17 protein-coding genes and 1 tRNA gene are annotated in these 15,581 nt (G+C 74.1%); 10 read left to right on the top strand and 8 right to left on the bottom strand.

Annotated elements, in window-relative coordinates; genetic code table 11:
- Positions 1-109 precede the first annotated feature (109 nt).
- Positions 110-190, bottom strand: a tRNA-Tyr gene (locus tag ACIO9K_RS15900).
- Between the two features lie 216 nt (positions 191-406).
- On the opposite strand from ACIO9K_RS15900, the gene ACIO9K_RS15895 reads away from it, so the two are divergent.
- Complete coding sequence (locus ACIO9K_RS15895) at positions 407-895, top strand: YajQ family cyclic di-GMP-binding protein (RefSeq protein ID WP_063348915.1); 489 nt, start codon at positions 407-409, stop codon at positions 893-895.
- Positions 896-972: 77 nt separating this feature from the next.
- Here ACIO9K_RS15895 and ACIO9K_RS15890 read toward each other — a convergent pair whose 3' ends face one another.
- From ACIO9K_RS15890 to ACIO9K_RS15880, 3 genes are all read right to left on the bottom strand, one after another.
- Positions 973-1,524, bottom strand: a complete 552-nt coding sequence (locus tag ACIO9K_RS15890; protein ID WP_363617899.1) for a hypothetical protein — start codon at positions 1,522-1,524, stop codon at positions 973-975.
- 197 nt (positions 1,525-1,721) lie between these two features.
- On the bottom strand, positions 1,722-2,213 hold the full coding sequence (locus ACIO9K_RS15885; RefSeq protein ID WP_363579988.1) for a hypothetical protein: 492 nt from the start codon (positions 2,211-2,213) through the stop codon (positions 1,722-1,724).
- A gap of 42 nt (positions 2,214-2,255) precedes the next feature.
- Positions 2,256-2,909 carry a helix-turn-helix domain-containing protein gene (locus ACIO9K_RS15880; RefSeq protein ID WP_363579986.1) on the bottom strand — a complete coding sequence of 218 codons (654 nt, stop codon included), beginning with the start codon at positions 2,907-2,909 and terminating at the stop codon, positions 2,256-2,258.
- Between the two features lie 138 nt (positions 2,910-3,047).
- Here ACIO9K_RS15880 and ACIO9K_RS15875 point away from each other — a divergent pair, with 138 nt between their 5' ends.
- From ACIO9K_RS15875 to mug, 6 genes are all read left to right on the top strand, one after another.
- Entirely contained in the window at positions 3,048-4,430 is a 1,383-nt protein-coding gene (locus ACIO9K_RS15875) for an MFS transporter (protein WP_400330235.1), read from the top strand.
- Positions 4,431-4,791: 361 nt separating this feature from the next.
- On the top strand, positions 4,792-6,219 hold the full coding sequence (locus ACIO9K_RS15870; protein ID WP_371522779.1) for an APC family permease: 1,428 nt from the start codon (positions 4,792-4,794) through the stop codon (positions 6,217-6,219).
- Positions 6,216-6,653 (top strand): hypothetical protein, encoded by a 438-nt coding sequence (locus tag ACIO9K_RS15865; RefSeq protein WP_063348912.1) that lies wholly within the window; start codon positions 6,216-6,218, stop codon positions 6,651-6,653. The genes ACIO9K_RS15870 and ACIO9K_RS15865 overlap by 4 nt, the downstream gene beginning before the upstream one ends.
- Before the next feature lie 29 nt (positions 6,654-6,682).
- Positions 6,683-7,801, top strand: coding sequence for an aminopeptidase P family protein (locus tag ACIO9K_RS15860; RefSeq protein WP_371518376.1), 1,119 nt, complete (start codon positions 6,683-6,685; stop codon positions 7,799-7,801).
- 118 nt (positions 7,802-7,919) lie between these two features.
- On the top strand, positions 7,920-8,942 hold the full coding sequence (locus ACIO9K_RS15855; RefSeq protein ID WP_363617892.1) for a phosphatase PAP2 family protein: 1,023 nt from the start codon (positions 7,920-7,922) through the stop codon (positions 8,940-8,942).
- Entirely contained in the window at positions 8,939-9,481 is a 543-nt protein-coding gene (gene mug / locus ACIO9K_RS15850) for a G/U mismatch-specific DNA glycosylase (RefSeq protein WP_363579976.1), read from the top strand. Before ACIO9K_RS15855 ends, mug begins: the two co-directional genes overlap by 4 nt.
- A gap of 68 nt (positions 9,482-9,549) precedes the next feature.
- On the opposite strand, the gene ACIO9K_RS15845 is transcribed toward mug, so the two are convergent.
- The gene (locus tag ACIO9K_RS15845) at positions 9,550-10,446 is read right to left on the bottom strand and encodes a LysR family transcriptional regulator (protein ID WP_400330229.1); all 897 of its coding nucleotides are present in this window, start codon (positions 10,444-10,446) and stop codon (positions 9,550-9,552) included.
- A gap of 135 nt (positions 10,447-10,581) precedes the next feature.
- On the opposite strand from ACIO9K_RS15845, the gene ACIO9K_RS15840 reads away from it, so the two are divergent.
- A complete protein-coding gene (locus tag ACIO9K_RS15840; protein ID WP_400330226.1) occupies positions 10,582-11,586 on the top strand; it encodes an NADP-dependent oxidoreductase in 1,005 nt (334 codons plus the stop codon).
- Positions 11,587-11,660: 74 nt separating this feature from the next.
- Here the strand turns inward: ACIO9K_RS15840 and ACIO9K_RS15835 are convergent, their stop codons facing one another.
- A complete protein-coding gene (locus ACIO9K_RS15835) occupies positions 11,661-12,560 on the bottom strand; it encodes a sigma-70 family RNA polymerase sigma factor (protein WP_363617886.1) in 900 nt (299 codons plus the stop codon).
- A 73-nt stretch (positions 12,561-12,633) separates the two neighbouring features.
- On the opposite strand from ACIO9K_RS15835, the gene ACIO9K_RS15830 reads away from it, so the two are divergent.
- Positions 12,634-13,320 carry an NAD(P)H-dependent oxidoreductase gene (locus tag ACIO9K_RS15830; protein WP_363617884.1) on the top strand — a complete coding sequence of 229 codons (687 nt, stop codon included), beginning with the start codon at positions 12,634-12,636 and terminating at the stop codon, positions 13,318-13,320.
- A 19-nt stretch (positions 13,321-13,339) separates the two neighbouring features.
- Here ACIO9K_RS15830 and ACIO9K_RS15825 read toward each other — a convergent pair whose 3' ends face one another.
- Positions 13,340-14,296, bottom strand: coding sequence for a M48 family metalloprotease (locus tag ACIO9K_RS15825; RefSeq protein ID WP_350876994.1), 957 nt, complete (start codon positions 14,294-14,296; stop codon positions 13,340-13,342).
- A gap of 3 nt (positions 14,297-14,299) precedes the next feature.
- Positions 14,300-14,725 (bottom strand): BlaI/MecI/CopY family transcriptional regulator, encoded by a 426-nt coding sequence (locus tag ACIO9K_RS15820; RefSeq protein ID WP_350876992.1) that lies wholly within the window; start codon positions 14,723-14,725, stop codon positions 14,300-14,302.
- A 305-nt stretch (positions 14,726-15,030) separates the two neighbouring features.
- Here ACIO9K_RS15820 and ACIO9K_RS15815 point away from each other — a divergent pair, with 305 nt between their 5' ends.
- Entirely contained in the window at positions 15,031-15,570 is a 540-nt protein-coding gene (locus ACIO9K_RS15815; protein WP_400330221.1) for a hypothetical protein, read from the top strand.
- The last annotated feature ends 11 nt before the right edge of the window (positions 15,571-15,581 follow it).

Raw genomic sequence — 15,581 nt, 5'->3', positions numbered from 1 at the left:
CGCCACCGGCGCGGCAGCGCCGCGGCGCCCACGCGACGATCACGCGGCGGGAAAACGACAACGGCCCCCGATCCGCGTCTCCGCAGATCGGGGGCCGTTCTCTGTCCTGTGGCTGGTGCAGGGTTCGAACCTGCGTAGCTTACGCGGCAGATTTACAGTCTGCTCCCTTTGGCCGCTCGGGCAACCAGCCAGGATCTTGTCCCCCGGGGCGTCCGCCCCGTTCGACGTCGTAAACAATACCTGATGCCAGGGGGTGCTCCGCCACTCGATAGGTCACGTGACGATCAAGGGCCACGGCGTGGCTGTCGGGGGCGGGGGCGGGGTACCGCTGGATAGGCTGGGGAGGCGGACGCCCGGTGGGGCAGGCCGTGCCAGTGAAGCCAGAACACCAAGGAGACCAACACCCATGGCCGACTCCAGTTTCGACATCGTCTCGAAGGTCGAGTGGCAGGAGGTCGACAACGCGATCAACCAGACCTCCCGCGAGATCGCCACCCGTTTCGACTTCAAGGGCGTCGGCGGCGAGATCAGCCGCTCCGGCGAGAAGATCGAGATGAAGGCCAACGGCGAGGAGCGCGTGAAGGCCATCCTGGACGTCCTACAGGGCAAGTTCATCAAGCGCGGACTGTCGCTCAAGGCCCTGGACGCCGGCGAGCCGCAGCTGTCCGGCAAGGAGTACAAGATCTTCGCGGACATCAAGGAGGGCATCTCCACGGAGGATGCCAAGAAGGTCGCGAAGATCATCCGCGACGAGGGCCCGAAGGGCGTCAAGGCGCAGGTCCAGGGCGACGAGCTGCGGGTCAGCTCGAAGAGCCGCGACGACCTGCAGACCGTACAGGCACTGCTCAAGGGCAAGGACCTGGACTTCGCGATCCAGTACGTGAACTACCGCTGACCCCTGGAGGGTTGCGCGGCAGGGCCCCGCTCCCGGGAGCTTGAGCTCCGGGGGCGGGGCCTTTCGCGTGGGTGGGGTCAGCCGGCGGCGGGGCGGGGGTGGGTGGCCGTGGCGAGGGCTTGGGCCTGGGCGCGCAGGGTGGCGAGCTGGTCCAGCAGGGTGGCCGGGCCGGAGGTCTTGGGCAGGGTCGGGGCGGTCGCCGCCGGGGCGGCCGGGAGCTGGGCGATCAGGGTCTGCAGGGTGGTCTGCAGGGTGGCGACGAGCTGTTGGACGGCCGCGGGGTCGGGGGTGGTGGACGTGGCCTCCGAGAGCAGGCCGGCGATCTGGTTGATGACGTCGCCGAGAGTCCCGAGGGCCGCGCTCGGGTCCGGGGTCGCGGGCAGGGCCGGGACGGCGGGCAGGGCCGGGGCGGCGGGCACCGGAACGGTCGGCAGGGCCAGGTCCGGGGGCAGGAGCGGGGCGGCAACCACCACGTCGGCGGGCGCCGGGATGGCGGCGGGGTTCGGGGCGGAGGCGAGGGTGGTGCGCGGGGTCTCGGTTTGGCGGTCGGCGGCGGTGGCGAACGCCGTGGTGACCACGGTCAGCGCGAGTGCCGCGATCAGCGCGGCGACCATCCGGGTGGCACGCATGGGTGCTGCTCCCTCTCAAGTGCGAGTCAGGCGGGATCGCCTGCTTCACACGGTGGGGCAGCACTCCTGACGCAGCCACCGCAGCTACGCCGAACGACGAGCGACGGCCGGCCGACGATGAGCCATCCGGCGATGGGCCGCCCGACGGCGAGTCATCCGACGGCATCTCATCCGACGACCCCTCAGTCGGCGGCGGGTCAGTCGGCGGCCGCCCAGCCGCTGGTGCCGCGGTGGGCGGACAGGCCGACGGACTCGAACTCGTCCACCCGGCCGGCCTCGGTGCGGGCGCCGATCCGCCGCAGGGCGCGGGAGATCGGGGAGCCCTCGGGCGGGAAGGGTTCGAACTCTCCCTTGGTGAGCGGTCCGAGGACGATCCGGCCGTCCTCCCAGACGGCGGCACGCTGAGTGCCGCTGCCGCCGAAGTACTCGGCCTCCACGCAGGCGATCGGGCCGGCCTTGGACCAGGCGGCCAGCCGGAGTTCGAAGCCGCCCGGGTGCCAGCCGAAGCCGGCCCCCTCGGCGGGCTTCGTCGAGCCGTCGTCGGTCTGGAGGGCGGAGAGCACCGCGGGGGTGACCGGTATCAGGGCCAGACCCTGTGCCAGTGGCACCACCCGGGCCGTCGAGGTTTCCGCCGCGGCCACCGCCAACAGCTCGAATGTTCCTATCAGGGCCTGGAGTTCATAGGACATGCCGGTCATCGTGTCCCACCACACCGACAGTCGGCGCGGAGTTTATGATTCCGTGCCCGGCTGGAGTCCGTAGAGCAGGGTGAAGACCGTCACGTCCACCGCGTCCTCGGCCGTGCTGGGCGCTTCCTCGTTCAGCTCGTCGATGACTGCGGCGAGTTGGGTCCGCAGCCGGATCAGCCGGTCCGGGCTGAGCCGCAGCGTCGAGTGCACGAACAGTCCGGGCGGCCCGACCGATCCGTCCCGGGGCGAGCTGAAGTCCAGCCGCCCGCCGAGGACCTGGGCCCGGAAGTCGCCGCGGACCCGGTCCATGGCGGCCAGGATGGCGTCGTACGCCTCGGAGCGGCCCGGGGAGTCCGCGGTGAACATCTCCGGGGCGAGCCGGATCGACTCCTGGGCGGCGGCGTAGCGGCTCTCGACGATCCCGGAGACCAGCCGGGTGCCGGCCACGATGACCAGCCCTGCCTTCTCCAACTGCTTGATGTGGCGGTAGAGCTTGGTCTGCGGTTCGCCGAGCGCGGCGGCGATCTCCTTGGCGGTGAGCGGGCGCTCCTCGCCGGACTTCAGGGCGCCGAGGATGGCCAGCCGCAGCGGGTCGGCCAGCGCCTTGAGCACGGCGACGTCGGCCACCTGGCGTTCCTTGACCCAGGTGGTGGGTTGCTCGCCGCCGTCGGCGGGTTCCAGATCGTGCTCGGCCACGGGCACCACCTTGGCAGATCGGCCGCGCCGCACGCAATCACGCTCTGGTGAGCGCTCACCCTTGCGCAACCAATCATGATTCCGACATCATTCACCACAACGTGAATGATGTCGGAAGCGCGAACGGTGGGGTGGACCATGGCGGGGAACAGAACGGCGGCTGACGAGTCGAGGACGGCGGCGGGGGCAGGAGAGACGGCAGCGGGGGCAGGAGAGGCGGCGGCGAAGGCCGCGACGGCCACGCCGCCCGTCCCGCTGCGACGGAACTTCCGCTTCCAGGCGCTCTGGGCCGGCCAGGCCGCCGCGACGCTCGGCATGCGGGTCGGCGACACCGCCTTCCCGCTGCTGGTCCTCGCGCTCACCGGTTCCTCCACCGCCGCCGGGGCCTTCGGGGCCGTACAGATGGTCACGACCCTGCTGCTGGGCGTCCACGGCGGCGTGGTCGCCGACCGCCTCGACCGCCGCCGGGTGCTGATCGCCTCCGACGCCGCCCGGCTGCTCGTCACGGCGACCGTCCCGGTGGCCATGGCCTTCGACCGGCTGACCCTGACCCACCTGCTGCTCGTCGCCGCCGCCGTCGGGGCGACCATCGCGTACAGCGGCCCGATCCGGCTGCTGGCTCTGCGCTCGGTGGTGGCGCCGGAGCAGCTGCCGCAGGCACTCGCCCAGGACGAGGCCCGGATGACCGGGGCCTCGCTGGCCGGTCCGCCGCTGGCCGGCTTCCTGTACGGGCTCGGCAGCGCGGTGCCGTTCCTCGGCACCGCGCTCGCCTCCCTGCTCGCGCTGGTGGCCGCGCTAGTGGTGCGCTTCCCCGGCCGCCCCGCCGACGCACAGCCGAGCGGCGAAACCGCCGCACAGCCGAACCGCGAACCGGGCGGCACGGAACCGGCCCCCGAGTCCGGCGGCGCCCTGGCCGGGTTCCGCCTGCTCGCCGCCTCCCCCCTGCTGCGCTCCGCCCTGGCCGTCCTGCTGGTGGTCAACCTCGCCGGGACGGCCCTGATGCTGCCGGTGATGGTGCTGCTGCGGGACGGGGGCACGGGCAGCGCCGGGATCGGCCTGGCGCTGGCCGGCGAGGCGGTGGGGGCGCTGGCCGGAGCGGTCCTGGTGTCCCGGCTGCACCGGTTGGCCGGGCCGGGCGTCCTGCTGCTGGTGGTGGCCTGGACCGCCGTGCCGGTGACGCTGGCGCCGCTGCTGCCGGGCGGGGTGGCCACCGTGTTCGCCGCGCTGTTCGTGGTGGGGATCGGCGTTCCGGCCCTGCGGGTGATGCTGGACCTGCTGGTGTTCCGGCAGGTGCCGGACGAGCTCCGCGGCCGGGTGATCGCGGCGACCATGACGCTGCTGACCGCGGGCATGCCGGCCGGAACGCTCGGCAGCGGCCTGCTGCTGGACCACCTCTCCCCCGCCGTCGCGCTGGCCGCGATCAGCGTCCTGCTCGCGGCCGCCCTGCTGCCCGCGACCGCGAGCCGTACGCTGCGCCGCGCCGCCTGGCCGGCGCCGCAGGATCCGGCGGCCCGCCCCTGACAGTCGCTCACCCGCGCGGGTGCACGCCGCATGCGGCGGCCTCGGCAACCGGGTGAACTGGCCGGGTACGGCCCGCCCCGGGGCCCCTCCCGGGCGGCGTCCGCGCCCGCGGCGCCTCGCGCCCGGACGCCGCGCAGCCGGCCGGGGCCGTACCGGAGGAGGACAGATGGGTTCCACGGACGCGCCCTCGCCCGGCCGGGGCGGCCCCGGAGAGGCCGCCGCCCCCGACGGTCCCAGCAGGTCCGGTGACCCGAACAGCCCCGGCGGCCGGGGCGACCCCGGTGACCGGAGGAGCCCCGACGGCCCGATCACCCGTGAGCGGACCGGCGCGGTGGCCACCCGGGTGGTCACCGCACCCCGGATGTCCTGGCTGACGCTCGCCCTGATGACCACGAGTTCGGTGGCCAGCCTGCGCTCCGCCCCGACCATGGCCGTCTACGGCCTGGCCTGCGTCTTCCTCTACCTCGTCCCGGCGCTGGTGTTCCTGCTGCCGACCGCGCTGGTCTCCGCCGAGCTGGCGTCCGGCTGGGAGGGCGGCGTCTACCGCTGGGTCTCGGAGGGCCTGTCGAAGCCGCTGGGCTTCCTCGCCGTCTGGTGCCAGTTCGCGATGACGATCTTCTACTACCCGTCGCTGCTGGCGTACGTGGCATCGACGATCGCGTACGTGGTGAACCCGAGGCTGGCCAGCAACGGCCCGTACACCGCCGTGGTGATCATGGTGCTGTACTGGACCGGCGTCTGGGTCTCCTCGCGCGGGACGAAGGCCGTGGCCGGCCTGTCCTCGATGGGCCTGGTGATCGGCACGCTGATCCCCGGCACGCTGCTGGTGGTGCTCGGCTTCGTCTTCCTCGGCCAGGGCAACGGCTCCGCCGCTCCGATGGACTCCGCGCACCTGCTGCCGCGGTGGACCGGCCTGGCCAGCCTGGTGCTGATCGTCAACAACTTCCTCAGCTACTCCGGCATGGAGATGAACGCGGTGCACGTCTCCTCGCTGCGCAATCCGGCGCGGGAGTTCCCGCGCTCGATGTTCACCGCGTCGGCGATGGTGCTGCTGATCTTCATCCTGCCGGCTCTGGCGATCAGTTGGGTGGTGCCGTCCAGCGAGCTGAGCCTGACGGCCGGCGTGATGCAGGCCTTCGACGCCTTCTTCCAGTACTTCGACATCGGCTGGCTCACCCCGGTGATCGCGGTGGCGCTGGTCGCGGCCTCGCTCGGCGGCATGCTGACCTGGCTGGCCGGGCCGTCCAAGGGCCTGTTGATGATCTCCCGGCAGGAGGGCTACCTGCCGCCGTTCCTGCAGAGGCTGAACCGGGAGGGCGTCCAGCAGAACCTGCTGGTCGCCCAGGGCGTGGTCACCACGGCGATCGCCCTGCTGTACGCGCTGATCCCGAACGTCTCCAGCGCGTACTGGATCTTCTCGGTGATCACCACGCAGGTGTACCTGATCGTCTACCTGCTGATGTTCACCGCCGCGATCCGGCTGCGCCGCACCCGGCCGGACCACCCGCGCGGCTACCGGGCCCCGGCGCTGGTGCCGATCTGCGTGGTCGGGCTGCTCGCCTCGGCGTGCGCGATGGCGATCGGCTTCGTACCGTCGTCCCAGTTCGGCAGCGGCAGCGTCTGGACGTACATCGGGATCGTCGGCGGCGGCCTGCTGGTCCTCGGCCTGCTGGTCCCGTACCTGTTCCTCAGGCTGCGCAAGCCCGGCTGGCGCTCCCCGGAGGCGGCGGCGGAGCTGGCCGCGCAGGAGTCGGCCGAGCTGCGCGGCGCCGCGGGCGGTGCGGCATGACCACCAGCCTGATGGCCTCCCGGCACCGCTGGATCTACCTCGGGGCGATCGGGCTGCTGGTCGCGATGCTGATCACCGGCCTGCTCTCGTTCACCCGGCTGCACGCCACCGACCAGGCCGACCGCAAGGCCGGGCAGCTCGCCCGGGCGCTGGGTTCGGCCGGCTATCCGGTGCCCGCGCGGGACCAGATCGTGCACACCCTGGGCGAGGACGGCGGCGCCGTCTGCGCGAACCCGTCGAACGCGCTGACCCAGGCGCAGTGGACGTCCGGCATGTCCAACGGCGCCGACGGGCCGGGCCAACGACCGGTGCTGTCCGACCGCGACGCGGTGCGGGCCGAGGCGATCGTGCTCTCGGTGTACTGCCCGGGCAGGCTCGCCGAGATCCAGGACAAGATCGACGACCTCAACTTGCAGGACACCGTCCGCAAGTAGCCCGCCCTGCCTTCGAGGAGGACCCGACCGTGCCTCGCCCCTTCACCACCGAGGACTACACCGCCCGGACGGCCCGGGCCGCCGCCGAAGCGACCGCCGCCGGACTGTCCGGCCTGGTCGTCGCCCCCGGCCCCGACCTGGTCTACCTGTGCGGCTACCAGCCCACCGCGATCACCGAGCGGCTCACCGCCCTGGTGATCACCGCCGGACGCGAACCCGCGCTGATCGTCCCCAGGTTGGAGCGCCCGGACGCCGAGAGGGCGGCCGGCGCCCCGGCCCTGCGGCTGCTCGACTGGACCGACGGCGAGGACCCGTACGCCACCGTCCGCCCGCTGCTCGACCCGGCCGGGCGGTACGGCATCTCCGACAACGCCTGGGCGATGCACCTGCTCGGCCTCCAGGCCGCGCTGCCCGGCACCGGCTTCACCTCGCTCACCGAGACCCTGCCGATGCTGCGCGCGGTCAAGGGCACCGAGGAACTGGAGCGGCTGGCCGCGGCCGGCGGCGCCGCGGACGCCGCCTACCGGGGCATCCTGGAGGTCGAGTTCGCCGGCCGCCGGGAGACCGACGTCGCCGCCGACCTCGGCGCACTGCTCATCAAGTACGGGCACAGCCAGGTCGACTTCACCGTGGTCGGCTCCGGCCCGAACGGCGCCGACCCGCACCACGAGGCCGGCGACCGGGTGATCCGGCCCGGCGACACCGTGGTGCTGGACTTCGGCGGGCTCAAGGACGGCTACGGCTCCGACACCACCCGCACCGTGCACGTCGGCACCGAGGTGCCGGCGGAGGTCCAGAAGGTGCACGACGTGGTCCGGCTCGCCCAGCAGACCGCGTTCGAGGCGGTCCGACCCGGGGTCAGCTGCCAGGAGATCGACCGGACCGCCCGCCGGGTGATCGCCGAGGCCGGCTTCGGCGAGTACTTCATCCACCGCACCGGGCACGGCATCGGCATCACCACGCACGAACCGCCGTACCTGGTCGAGGGCGAGGAGCGGCCGCTGGTGTCCGGCATGTGCTTCTCCATCGAGCCCGGCGTCTACCTGCCCGGCCGCTTCGGGGTGCGGATCGAGGACATCGTCACCGTCACCCCCACCGGCGGCCGCCGGCTCAACAACACCCCGCACGAGCTGGGCTCCGTCTCATGACGGGGCCGTCACCCCGCTGCTCCGCCGTCAGAACGACGGTCCGACTGTGCGACTTTCTTACGAGGCGGTCATGGTTCACCCAGAGTCCTCCAAGTTTGCGTTGGTAGTTTCGGTGAGCATGACGAAGCTGCTCAGCCCGGCCCCGCCCACCCCGGCGCGGGCCGGGCGACTGCGACCCGTGACCGCCCGCCCCCGCCGTACCGGTCTGTCGAGACTCCGGCTGCTGGCCTGGCCGGTCTACCTGACCGCGCTCGTCTGGTACCTGCGCACCCAGGGCATGGCCTTCGCCAACGACGTGGTGTTCCTGTGGCTGATCGGCGCCCTGCTGACGGCGGCCGTGCACAGCGGGCACGGCCGACGCGGCTTCCTGCTGGTGCTGCGCGACTGGGTGCCGGTGATGGCCGCGGTCTGGACGTACTCGCTGCTGCGCGGCTACGGCGCGCACACCCCGTGGGCCCCGCACTGGCTGCCGCAACTGCGCGCCGACGAGGTGCTCGGCTTCGGCGAGACCTGGACCGTCCGGCTCCAGCACGCGCTGTGGACGCCCGGCTCGCCGCACTGGTACGACTACGCGGCGACCGTCGTCTACCTCTCGCACTTCTTCCTGGTCTTCGTCCTGCTCGCGGTGCTCTGGCGGCGCCGGCACGAGCGGTTCCGGCAACTGCTCGCCTGCTACCTGCTGCTCACCTTCGCCGGCTTCGCCACGTACCTGCTCTACCCGGCCGACCCGCCGTGGCTGGTCGCCCAGGAGGGCCACCTGCCGGGGCTCACCCGGGTCGTATGGGACGTGATCTCCACGAGCGGGCTGCCGCAGGCCAACTCGCTGGTCGAGAACGGCAGCCAGTTCGCCAACGACGTCGCCGCGATGCCCTCGCTGCACTCCGCCTACCCGGCGATGCTGCTGTTCTTCTTCTGGCCGACGGCCCGCCCCTGGCTGCGGGCGCTGCTGGTCGCCTATCCGCTCGCGATGGCGTTCACCCTCGTGTACGGCGCCGAGCACTTCATCGTGGACATCTTCGCGGGCTGGGCGTACGCGGCGCTGGTGGTGTTCGGCCTCCGCTGGCTACGGAACCGGCGTACCCGGCTCATCAGGGAACGGGCAGACTTGGCCGGGTGCCGAACCAGCCCCTCCCTCCCGTGAAGCCCACCGCCGAACAGCTCCAGGCGGCCAAGGACACCACCATCCCGGACGTCACCGGGCCCGGACTGCGGGTGCTGTTCTGCGGCATCAACCCGGGCCTGTGGTCCGGCGCCACCGGGCACCACTTCGCCCGCCCCGGAAACCGCTTCTGGCCCGCCCTGCACCGCTCCGGCTTCACCACGCGCCAGTTCCGCCCGGACGAGCAGGGCGAACTGCCCGCGCTCGGCCTGGGCATCACCAACGTCGCCCCGCGCACCACCGCCAAGGCCGACGAGCTGACCGCCGAGGAACTGCGCGAGGGCGGCGCCGCGCTCACCGAACGCGTGCTGCGGCTGCGCCCGCGCGTCCTGGCCGTGCTCGGCATCGGTGCCTACCGGACGGCCTTCGGGCAGCGGCGGGCCGCGATCGGCCGCCAGCCGGAGGGCATCGGCGACACCGAGGTGTGGGTGCTGCCCAACCCGAGCGGGCTCAACGCGCACTACACGCTGGACGGGCTGGCCGCCGAGTTCCGCCGGCTCCGGGACGCGCTGGACGGCTGACGGCTGACGGCTGACGGCCGCCGGAGCCGGACAGGCGGCCCGCCAGGGGCGGCCCGCCAGACGACTCGTCAGGCCGCCGTCAGCCCCGCCGGCAGCGGGAGCCGGCGCAGCTCGCGGATCAGCGCCCGGACGGCGGCCGTCCCGGCCAGCTCGGGCGTGGTGACGTACCCGACGAACCGGCTGGGCGGGTGCGGCCCGAGGTCGGCGACGGCGAGGCCGGCCGGGGCACCGAGCAGCGCGGTCCGGGGCATGATCGCCATGCCGAGGCCCTGCGAGACGAGCGAGACGGCCACCGTGTCGTCCTCGACGTCGATGGTCGCGGGCGGGATCCAGTCCTGCCTCCGCCACCAGTCCCGGGTGTGCGAATCGCAGTTCTCGTCCCAGTCGACCAGCGGCAGCCCGCGCGGCGCCGGATGGCCCCGCTGGTGCGCGAGCGCGTACGACTCCTCGTACAGGCGCACCGCGACCAGGCCCGGGACGGGCGGCGGGCCGTCGGCGTCCAGGGTTGCCAGCCCGAGGTCGGCCCGGCCGTCGGCGACCTCTCCGGCGGTGCCGCGGCCGAGTTCCCGGACGATCCGGACCTGCGCCGTCAGCCCCGGGTGGCGGGCGGCCAGCCCGGCCAGCACGGGCGGCAGCAGGTGGGCGGCTGCGCTGCGGAAGGCGGCGATCCGCAGCGTGCCGGTCAGCGGCCCCGCCGTACCCGCGCCCCGCACCTCGGCGCCCATCGCGGCCAGCAGCCGCAGGATCCGGCGGGCGTACGCCACCGCACGCGCGCCGGCGTCGGTGGGGCGTGCGCCGTGGCGCCCACGGTCGAAGAGCACCGCGCCGAGCTTCCGCTCGCAGGCGCGCACGGCGTGCGATACGGCGGACTGGGTGGTGTCCAGGCGCGCGGCGGCGGCCGTGAAGCTGCCCTCCTCCTCGACCGCGACCAGGATCCGCAGCTCGTGCGGGGCGAGATCGGTCATGCATCCGAATCTACCGGCATCCATCGATCCCGCTCATGGAAGCCGCCGTTCCATCGACGCGGACCCCTCCCCGGCCGCTCACCCGCTTCCTACGGTGGGCGCGTCCGCCCGTCGCCTCCCGTTCGGAGCAACCCGATGCCCCGCCCCACCGCGCACGCCGTCCACCTGGTGTCCCGTCCCGACGGCGCCCCGACCGCCGGGAACTTCGCCTTCGTCGAGGAACGCGTCCCGGCGCTCGCCGCCGGCGAGGCCCTGGTCGAGAACACCCACCAGTCCGTCGACCCGTACATGCGCGAGGAGATGGAGGAGGGCGGCTGGGAGCTGCACGCCCCGCTGGAGGGCCGCACCCTCGGCCGGGTGGTCGAGTCCCGCGCCGGCACCCTGCCGGTCGGCGCGCTGGTCTTCCACCGCCAGGCCTGGCGCACCCACTCGGTGGTCACCGCCGGGAGCGCGAGCCCGCTGCCCGACCTGGACGGCGTCCCGCTCAGCGCCCACCTGTCGGTGCTCGGCGGCACCGGCCTGTCTGCCTGGGTCGGCCTCACCCGGATCGCCCGGCTGCAACCCGGCGAGACGGTCTTCATCTCGGCGGCGGCCGGCGGGGTCGGCACCGCCGCCGGCCAGTTCGCCCGACTGCTCGGCGCCGGTCGGATCATCGGCAGCACCGGCTCCGCCGCCAAGGCCGCCCACCTCACCGGGCACCTCGGCTTCGACGCCGCCTTCGACTACCACGACGGGCCGATCGCCGACCGGCTCCGCGAGGCCGCCCCCGAAGGGCTGCACGTCTACCTGGACAACGTCGGCGGCGACCACCTGGAGGGCGCCATCAGCGCCATACGCGACCACGGCCGGATCGCCTGGTGCGGCGCCGTCGCCCAGTACAACCACCTCGGGAACCCGCCCGCCGCCCCGCGCAACCTCTTCGACGTGGTCGGCAGGAGCCTGCGGCTGGAGGGCTTCCTGGTCCGCGACCACCGCGACGCCCACCCCGAGCTGTACGAGTTCCTCGTCCCGCACCTGCGCTCCGGCGCGGTGGTCCCGGACGAGACGATCGTGGACGGCTTCGAGCACGTGGTGGACGCCTTCCTCGGCATGCTGCGCGGCACCAACACCGGCAAGATGATCGTCCGGCTCGCCGAGTAGGCCGCGCCCGGTGGATGCCGCCGGGCCCGACGGCATCCACCGAAACGCGTCCGGGATCCAGTGGTACGACCCGGTCACTCCGGCAGCACGGCCAGCTCCAGGGCGGCCAGCCGCGCCGGGTCGGCGACCACCTCGTAGCCGGCCACCAGGCCGTCCGCCACCGCCACCCGCAGCACCAGCCGCAACCGCCCGCCCGGGGCGATCACGATCCCCGGCACCCCGTCCACCAGCGCGACCGCGCCGAACCGGGCCCGCCGGCCGAACACCGTCGTCTCCCGGGCCACCGTCTCCGCGCCCCGGGCCACCGGGGAACGCCCGGCCGGCAGCGCGGCCGGATCGGCCCGGCGCACCACGTCCGGAGCCAGGACCGCCAGCAGCGCGGCCAGGTCCCCGCCCCGGGCGGCGGACAGGAACGCCTCCACCACCCGCCGGTGCCCGGCCAGCCGCTCCGGCGGCAGCGCGGCCGCCCCGCGCACCCGCTGCCGGGCCCGGCTGGCCAGCTTCTTGGCGGCCACCGGGGTCCGGCCGACGATCGGCGCGATCTGCTCGAACGGCACCGCGAAACCGTCGTGCAGCACGAAGGCGACCCGCTCGGCCGGCCCCAGCCGGTCCAGCACCACCAGCAGCGCCCGACCCACCGAGTCGACCAGCAGCGCCTCCCGCTCCGGGTCCGCGCCCTCGGCCCCCGCCCCGGCCGCCGGGTCCGGCAGACCGGACGGCAGCCCGGCACCGGTCGGCTCCTCGCGGCGCACCGCGCGGGCCCGCAGCACGTCCAGGCAGATCCGCGACACCACCGTGGTCAGCCAGCCCGGCAGGTTGTCCACCTCGTCCGGGCCGGCCCGGTCCAGCCGCAGCCACGCCTCCTGGACGGCCTCCTCCGCCTCGCCCGTCGACCCGAGCATCCGCTGGGCGACCGCCCGCAGCCTCCCCCGCTCGGCCTCGAACCGCGCCGCCAGCACCTCGTCCCCGTCCATCGGTCACCTTTCCTCGGCCCCGCCCGTCACACCGATGACGATCCACCCACCACCGAAGTGACGGGAGAACGCTGTGACCACCACCACCCTGCTGCACCTGGACTCCAGCATCAGCCTCGGCGACTCGGTCAGCCGCGCGCTGACCGCCCGGTTCGCCGCCGCCTGGCGCGCCCGGCACGGCTCCGCCGGCCGGTACGTCTACCGGGACCTCGCCGCCGAGCCGGTCGCCGCGATCGGCGCCGGGTACGCCATGCTCGGCCGCCGCGTCGAACGCAAGGGGACCATCCCGGCCTCCGACATCGCCGCCCTCGCCGAAGGCCCGGACGAGGAACACGAGTGGTCCCTCACCCACCCGCTGGTCGACCGGCTGCTCGCCGCCGACACCGTGCTGCTCGGCGTGCCGATGTACAACCTCACCGTCCCGGCCGTGTTCAAGGCCTGGATCGACCGGATCAGCTTCCCCGGCGTCTACACCGACCCGGCCACCGGCGAGAGCCTGCTGCGCCGCACCCGGGTCGTCGTCGCGGCCGCCCGCGGCGGCGGCTACGGCCCCGGCACCCCGCGTGAGGCCTTCGACTTCCAGACCCCGTACCTGCGGGCCTACTTCGCCAGGCTCGGCGTCCCGGCCGAGCACCTGCACATCGTCCCGGCCGAACTCACCCGCGCCGACGACGTCCCCGCCCTGGCCGGGCTGCAGCCGATCGCCGCGAAGTCCCTGGCCGACGCCGAGGCCGCCCTGGACGCGCTCGCCACTGCCTGATCTGCCTGATCCACCCGGTCTACAGCGGGGTGACGGCCTTCAGCACCACCAGCAGGGCCACGGCGGCGTTGAGCGCGCACAGCGCCGACGCCGCCGTACCGGCCGCGGCGACCATCGCGGCCAGGCCCGCCCGGGTCTTCGCCGGGGGCCAGTTGCGGGACGTCGGCACCGGGCCGAGCAGTGCGGCGACCCGGCGCGGCACCGGGCCGGGCGCGGGCGCCGGGGCGGCGAAGGCCGCGAAGCCGGGCGCCGGCGCCGCGTGCGACACCAGGGCCGCCCGGGCCACCGCCCGCGCGGTGATCCGGCGGTCCCCCACCTCCTGCGCCGACTCCTCGTCCGCCCAGCGCTCCGCGCTGAACGCCACCGCGTACTGCAGCGGCCGCAGGAACGGGTTGACGCAGGCGGCCAGTTGAGTGGTCAGCAGGTACCGGTGGTGGCGGTGGCGCAGGTGTGCCCGCTCGTGCGCGAGCAGCGCCTCCCGCTCGTCCTCGGGCAGCCCGGCCAGCATCCCGGTGGAGACCACCACCCGCCCCGGCGAACCGGGCAGCGCGTACGCGTACGGGCTGCGGTCCGGCAGCACCGCGAGATCGCCGGCCGACTCCGGCCCCGCCGGCAGCCCGGTCAGCGCCCGCCGGGCCCGGGAGCGCACCCGCAGGTGCCGGCCGACCGTCCGGGCACAGGCCGCGGCCACCAGGACCAGCAGCCACATCGCGGCCGTCCCGAACGTCTCGTGGTACGGCAGCGCGGCCCGCACCTCCGGATCGGACCAGCTGTCCGGCAGCGGGTTGCCGGGGATCTGCGCGGTGCCCACCACGCCGATCAGGCCGAGGCAGAGCACACTGCACACCGCCATCACCGCGCTGATCACGGTCATCAGCCGGGCCGCACCGCGCGGGTGCAGGTGCTGCTCGGTGAGACGCGCGATCGGCACCGCGGTCAGCGGCAGGATGAGCGGGAGGAAGACGAAGAAGCCCACGGGTCAGCTCTCACGGTCGGCCGCTGCCGGATCGACGGACGCGGCGTCCAGCAGCGCCCGCAGCAGGTCCTCGTCGTGCGGGAGCAGCGCGCTCACGAAGCTGGCCAGGACGGCGTCCCGGTCCGCTTCTCCGTCGAGCATCCGGCGCATCCGCAGGGCCGCCAGCCCGGCCGCGTCGGAGGAGGCCTGCCACAGGTAGGAGCGGCCCGAACGGGACCGCGAGACGGCGCTCTTGGCGTGCAGCCGGGACAGGATGGTCATCACGGTGGTGTACGCCAGGTCGCCCTCCAGGCGTTCCTGGACCCACCCCGCGGTGGCCGGGCCGGGCGCCCGTTGGAGCACCGCGAGTACCTGTGCCTCCAACTCGCCCTGGCCGCGCCTTCGGACGGGCGCTTCCGCGGCCGCCGGAGCGTGCCTCTCGTCTGCCATGACGGCCCACTCCCTCCGGATGCCGCGCCCCGGAGCCGGCGGGGCACCCGCTCATCCTAACGAGCGCGGGCCCGGCGCGAACCGGTTCGCGCCGGGCTTCCCGTCCCCACCGCCCTCGGCCCCCGCTCCCGGACCCCGGCCCCCGAACCCCCGTCACGCTCGCCGGGCCGGCTCCGGGCGTACCGCGGGGCCCGCACGGCGCGTCGCCCGAACGGCCCCGGCCCGGTTGCCCGGCGCCCCGGCCCGACGGACGGTCGAAGTCCGTACGGTCCGCCCGTAGGCCTGTTCGGCCCCTGGAGGAGTCCATGAGCAGCCCGTCGCCCGACCCCGAGCAGCCGGAGCAGCCCCCGCGCACCGGCCCCGAGCAGCCCGGGCAGCCCTGGCGCACCGACCCCGAGCAGCCCGGGCGGACCTGGCGCACCACCCCCGGCACGCCGCAGCCGACGCCGGGCAACGAGTTCCGCGACTGGGCGCCCGGCCTGGTGATGTTCGCCGGTGTGCTGATGCTGATCAACGGCATCATGGAGGCCCTCCGGGGCATCATGGCGGTCTCCAACGACGACCTCTTCGTCCACACCCCCCGCTACGTCTTCCGGTTCGACCTCACCGGCTGGGGCTGGGTCCACATCGTCGTCGGCGTGCTGGTCGCGGTGACCGGCGCGTTCCTGCTCAAGGGCGCCGCCTGGGCCCGCTACGCCGGTATCCTCTTCACCTCGCTGAGTGCCCTCGACAGCTTCCTGGTCCTGCCGTACTTCCCGCTCTGGTCGCTCGTGGTGATCGCGCTGGACGTCTTCATCATCTGCGCGCTCTGCGTCTACCGCCCACAGAAGGGCACCGCGCTCTGACGACCCGGTGG

Origin of the sequence: Kitasatospora sp. NPDC087271 (assembly GCF_044744605.1) — a bacterium.
GTDB lineage: Bacteria > Actinomycetota > Actinomycetes > Streptomycetales > Streptomycetaceae > Kitasatospora.
Note: the sequence above shows the minus strand (reverse complement) of the source record. Positions and strands in the feature narration are given on the sequence as shown.

Bases quoted from the DNA above. Each gene is read 5' to 3' on its own strand.
- ACIO9K_RS15895 (WP_063348915.1), top strand. From the start codon at position 407: ATGGCCGACTCCAGTTTCGACATCGTCTCGAAGGTCGAGTGGCAGGAG.
- ACIO9K_RS15890 (WP_363617899.1), bottom strand. From the start codon at position 1,524: ATGCGTGCCACCCGGATGGTCGCCGCGCTGATCGCGGCACTCGCGCTG.
- ACIO9K_RS15885 (WP_363579988.1), bottom strand. From the start codon at position 2,213: ATGTCCTATGAACTCCAGGCCCTGATAGGAACATTCGAGCTGTTGGCG.
- ACIO9K_RS15875 (WP_400330235.1), top strand. From the start codon at position 3,048: ATGGCGGGGAACAGAACGGCGGCTGACGAGTCGAGGACGGCGGCGGGG.
- ACIO9K_RS15870 (WP_371522779.1), top strand. From the start codon at position 4,792: ATGTCCTGGCTGACGCTCGCCCTGATGACCACGAGTTCGGTGGCCAGC.
- ACIO9K_RS15865 (WP_063348912.1), top strand. From the start codon at position 6,216: ATGACCACCAGCCTGATGGCCTCCCGGCACCGCTGGATCTACCTCGGG.
- ACIO9K_RS15855 (WP_363617892.1), top strand. From the start codon at position 7,920: ATGACGAAGCTGCTCAGCCCGGCCCCGCCCACCCCGGCGCGGGCCGGG.
- ACIO9K_RS15845 (WP_400330229.1), bottom strand. From the start codon at position 10,446: ATGACCGATCTCGCCCCGCACGAGCTGCGGATCCTGGTCGCGGTCGAG.
- ACIO9K_RS15840 (WP_400330226.1), top strand. From the start codon at position 10,582: ATGCCCCGCCCCACCGCGCACGCCGTCCACCTGGTGTCCCGTCCCGAC.
- ACIO9K_RS15835 (WP_363617886.1), bottom strand. From the start codon at position 12,560: ATGGACGGGGACGAGGTGCTGGCGGCGCGGTTCGAGGCCGAGCGGGGG.
- ACIO9K_RS15820 (WP_350876992.1), bottom strand. From the start codon at position 14,725: ATGGCAGACGAGAGGCACGCTCCGGCGGCCGCGGAAGCGCCCGTCCGA.
- ACIO9K_RS15815 (WP_400330221.1), top strand. From the start codon at position 15,031: ATGAGCAGCCCGTCGCCCGACCCCGAGCAGCCGGAGCAGCCCCCGCGC.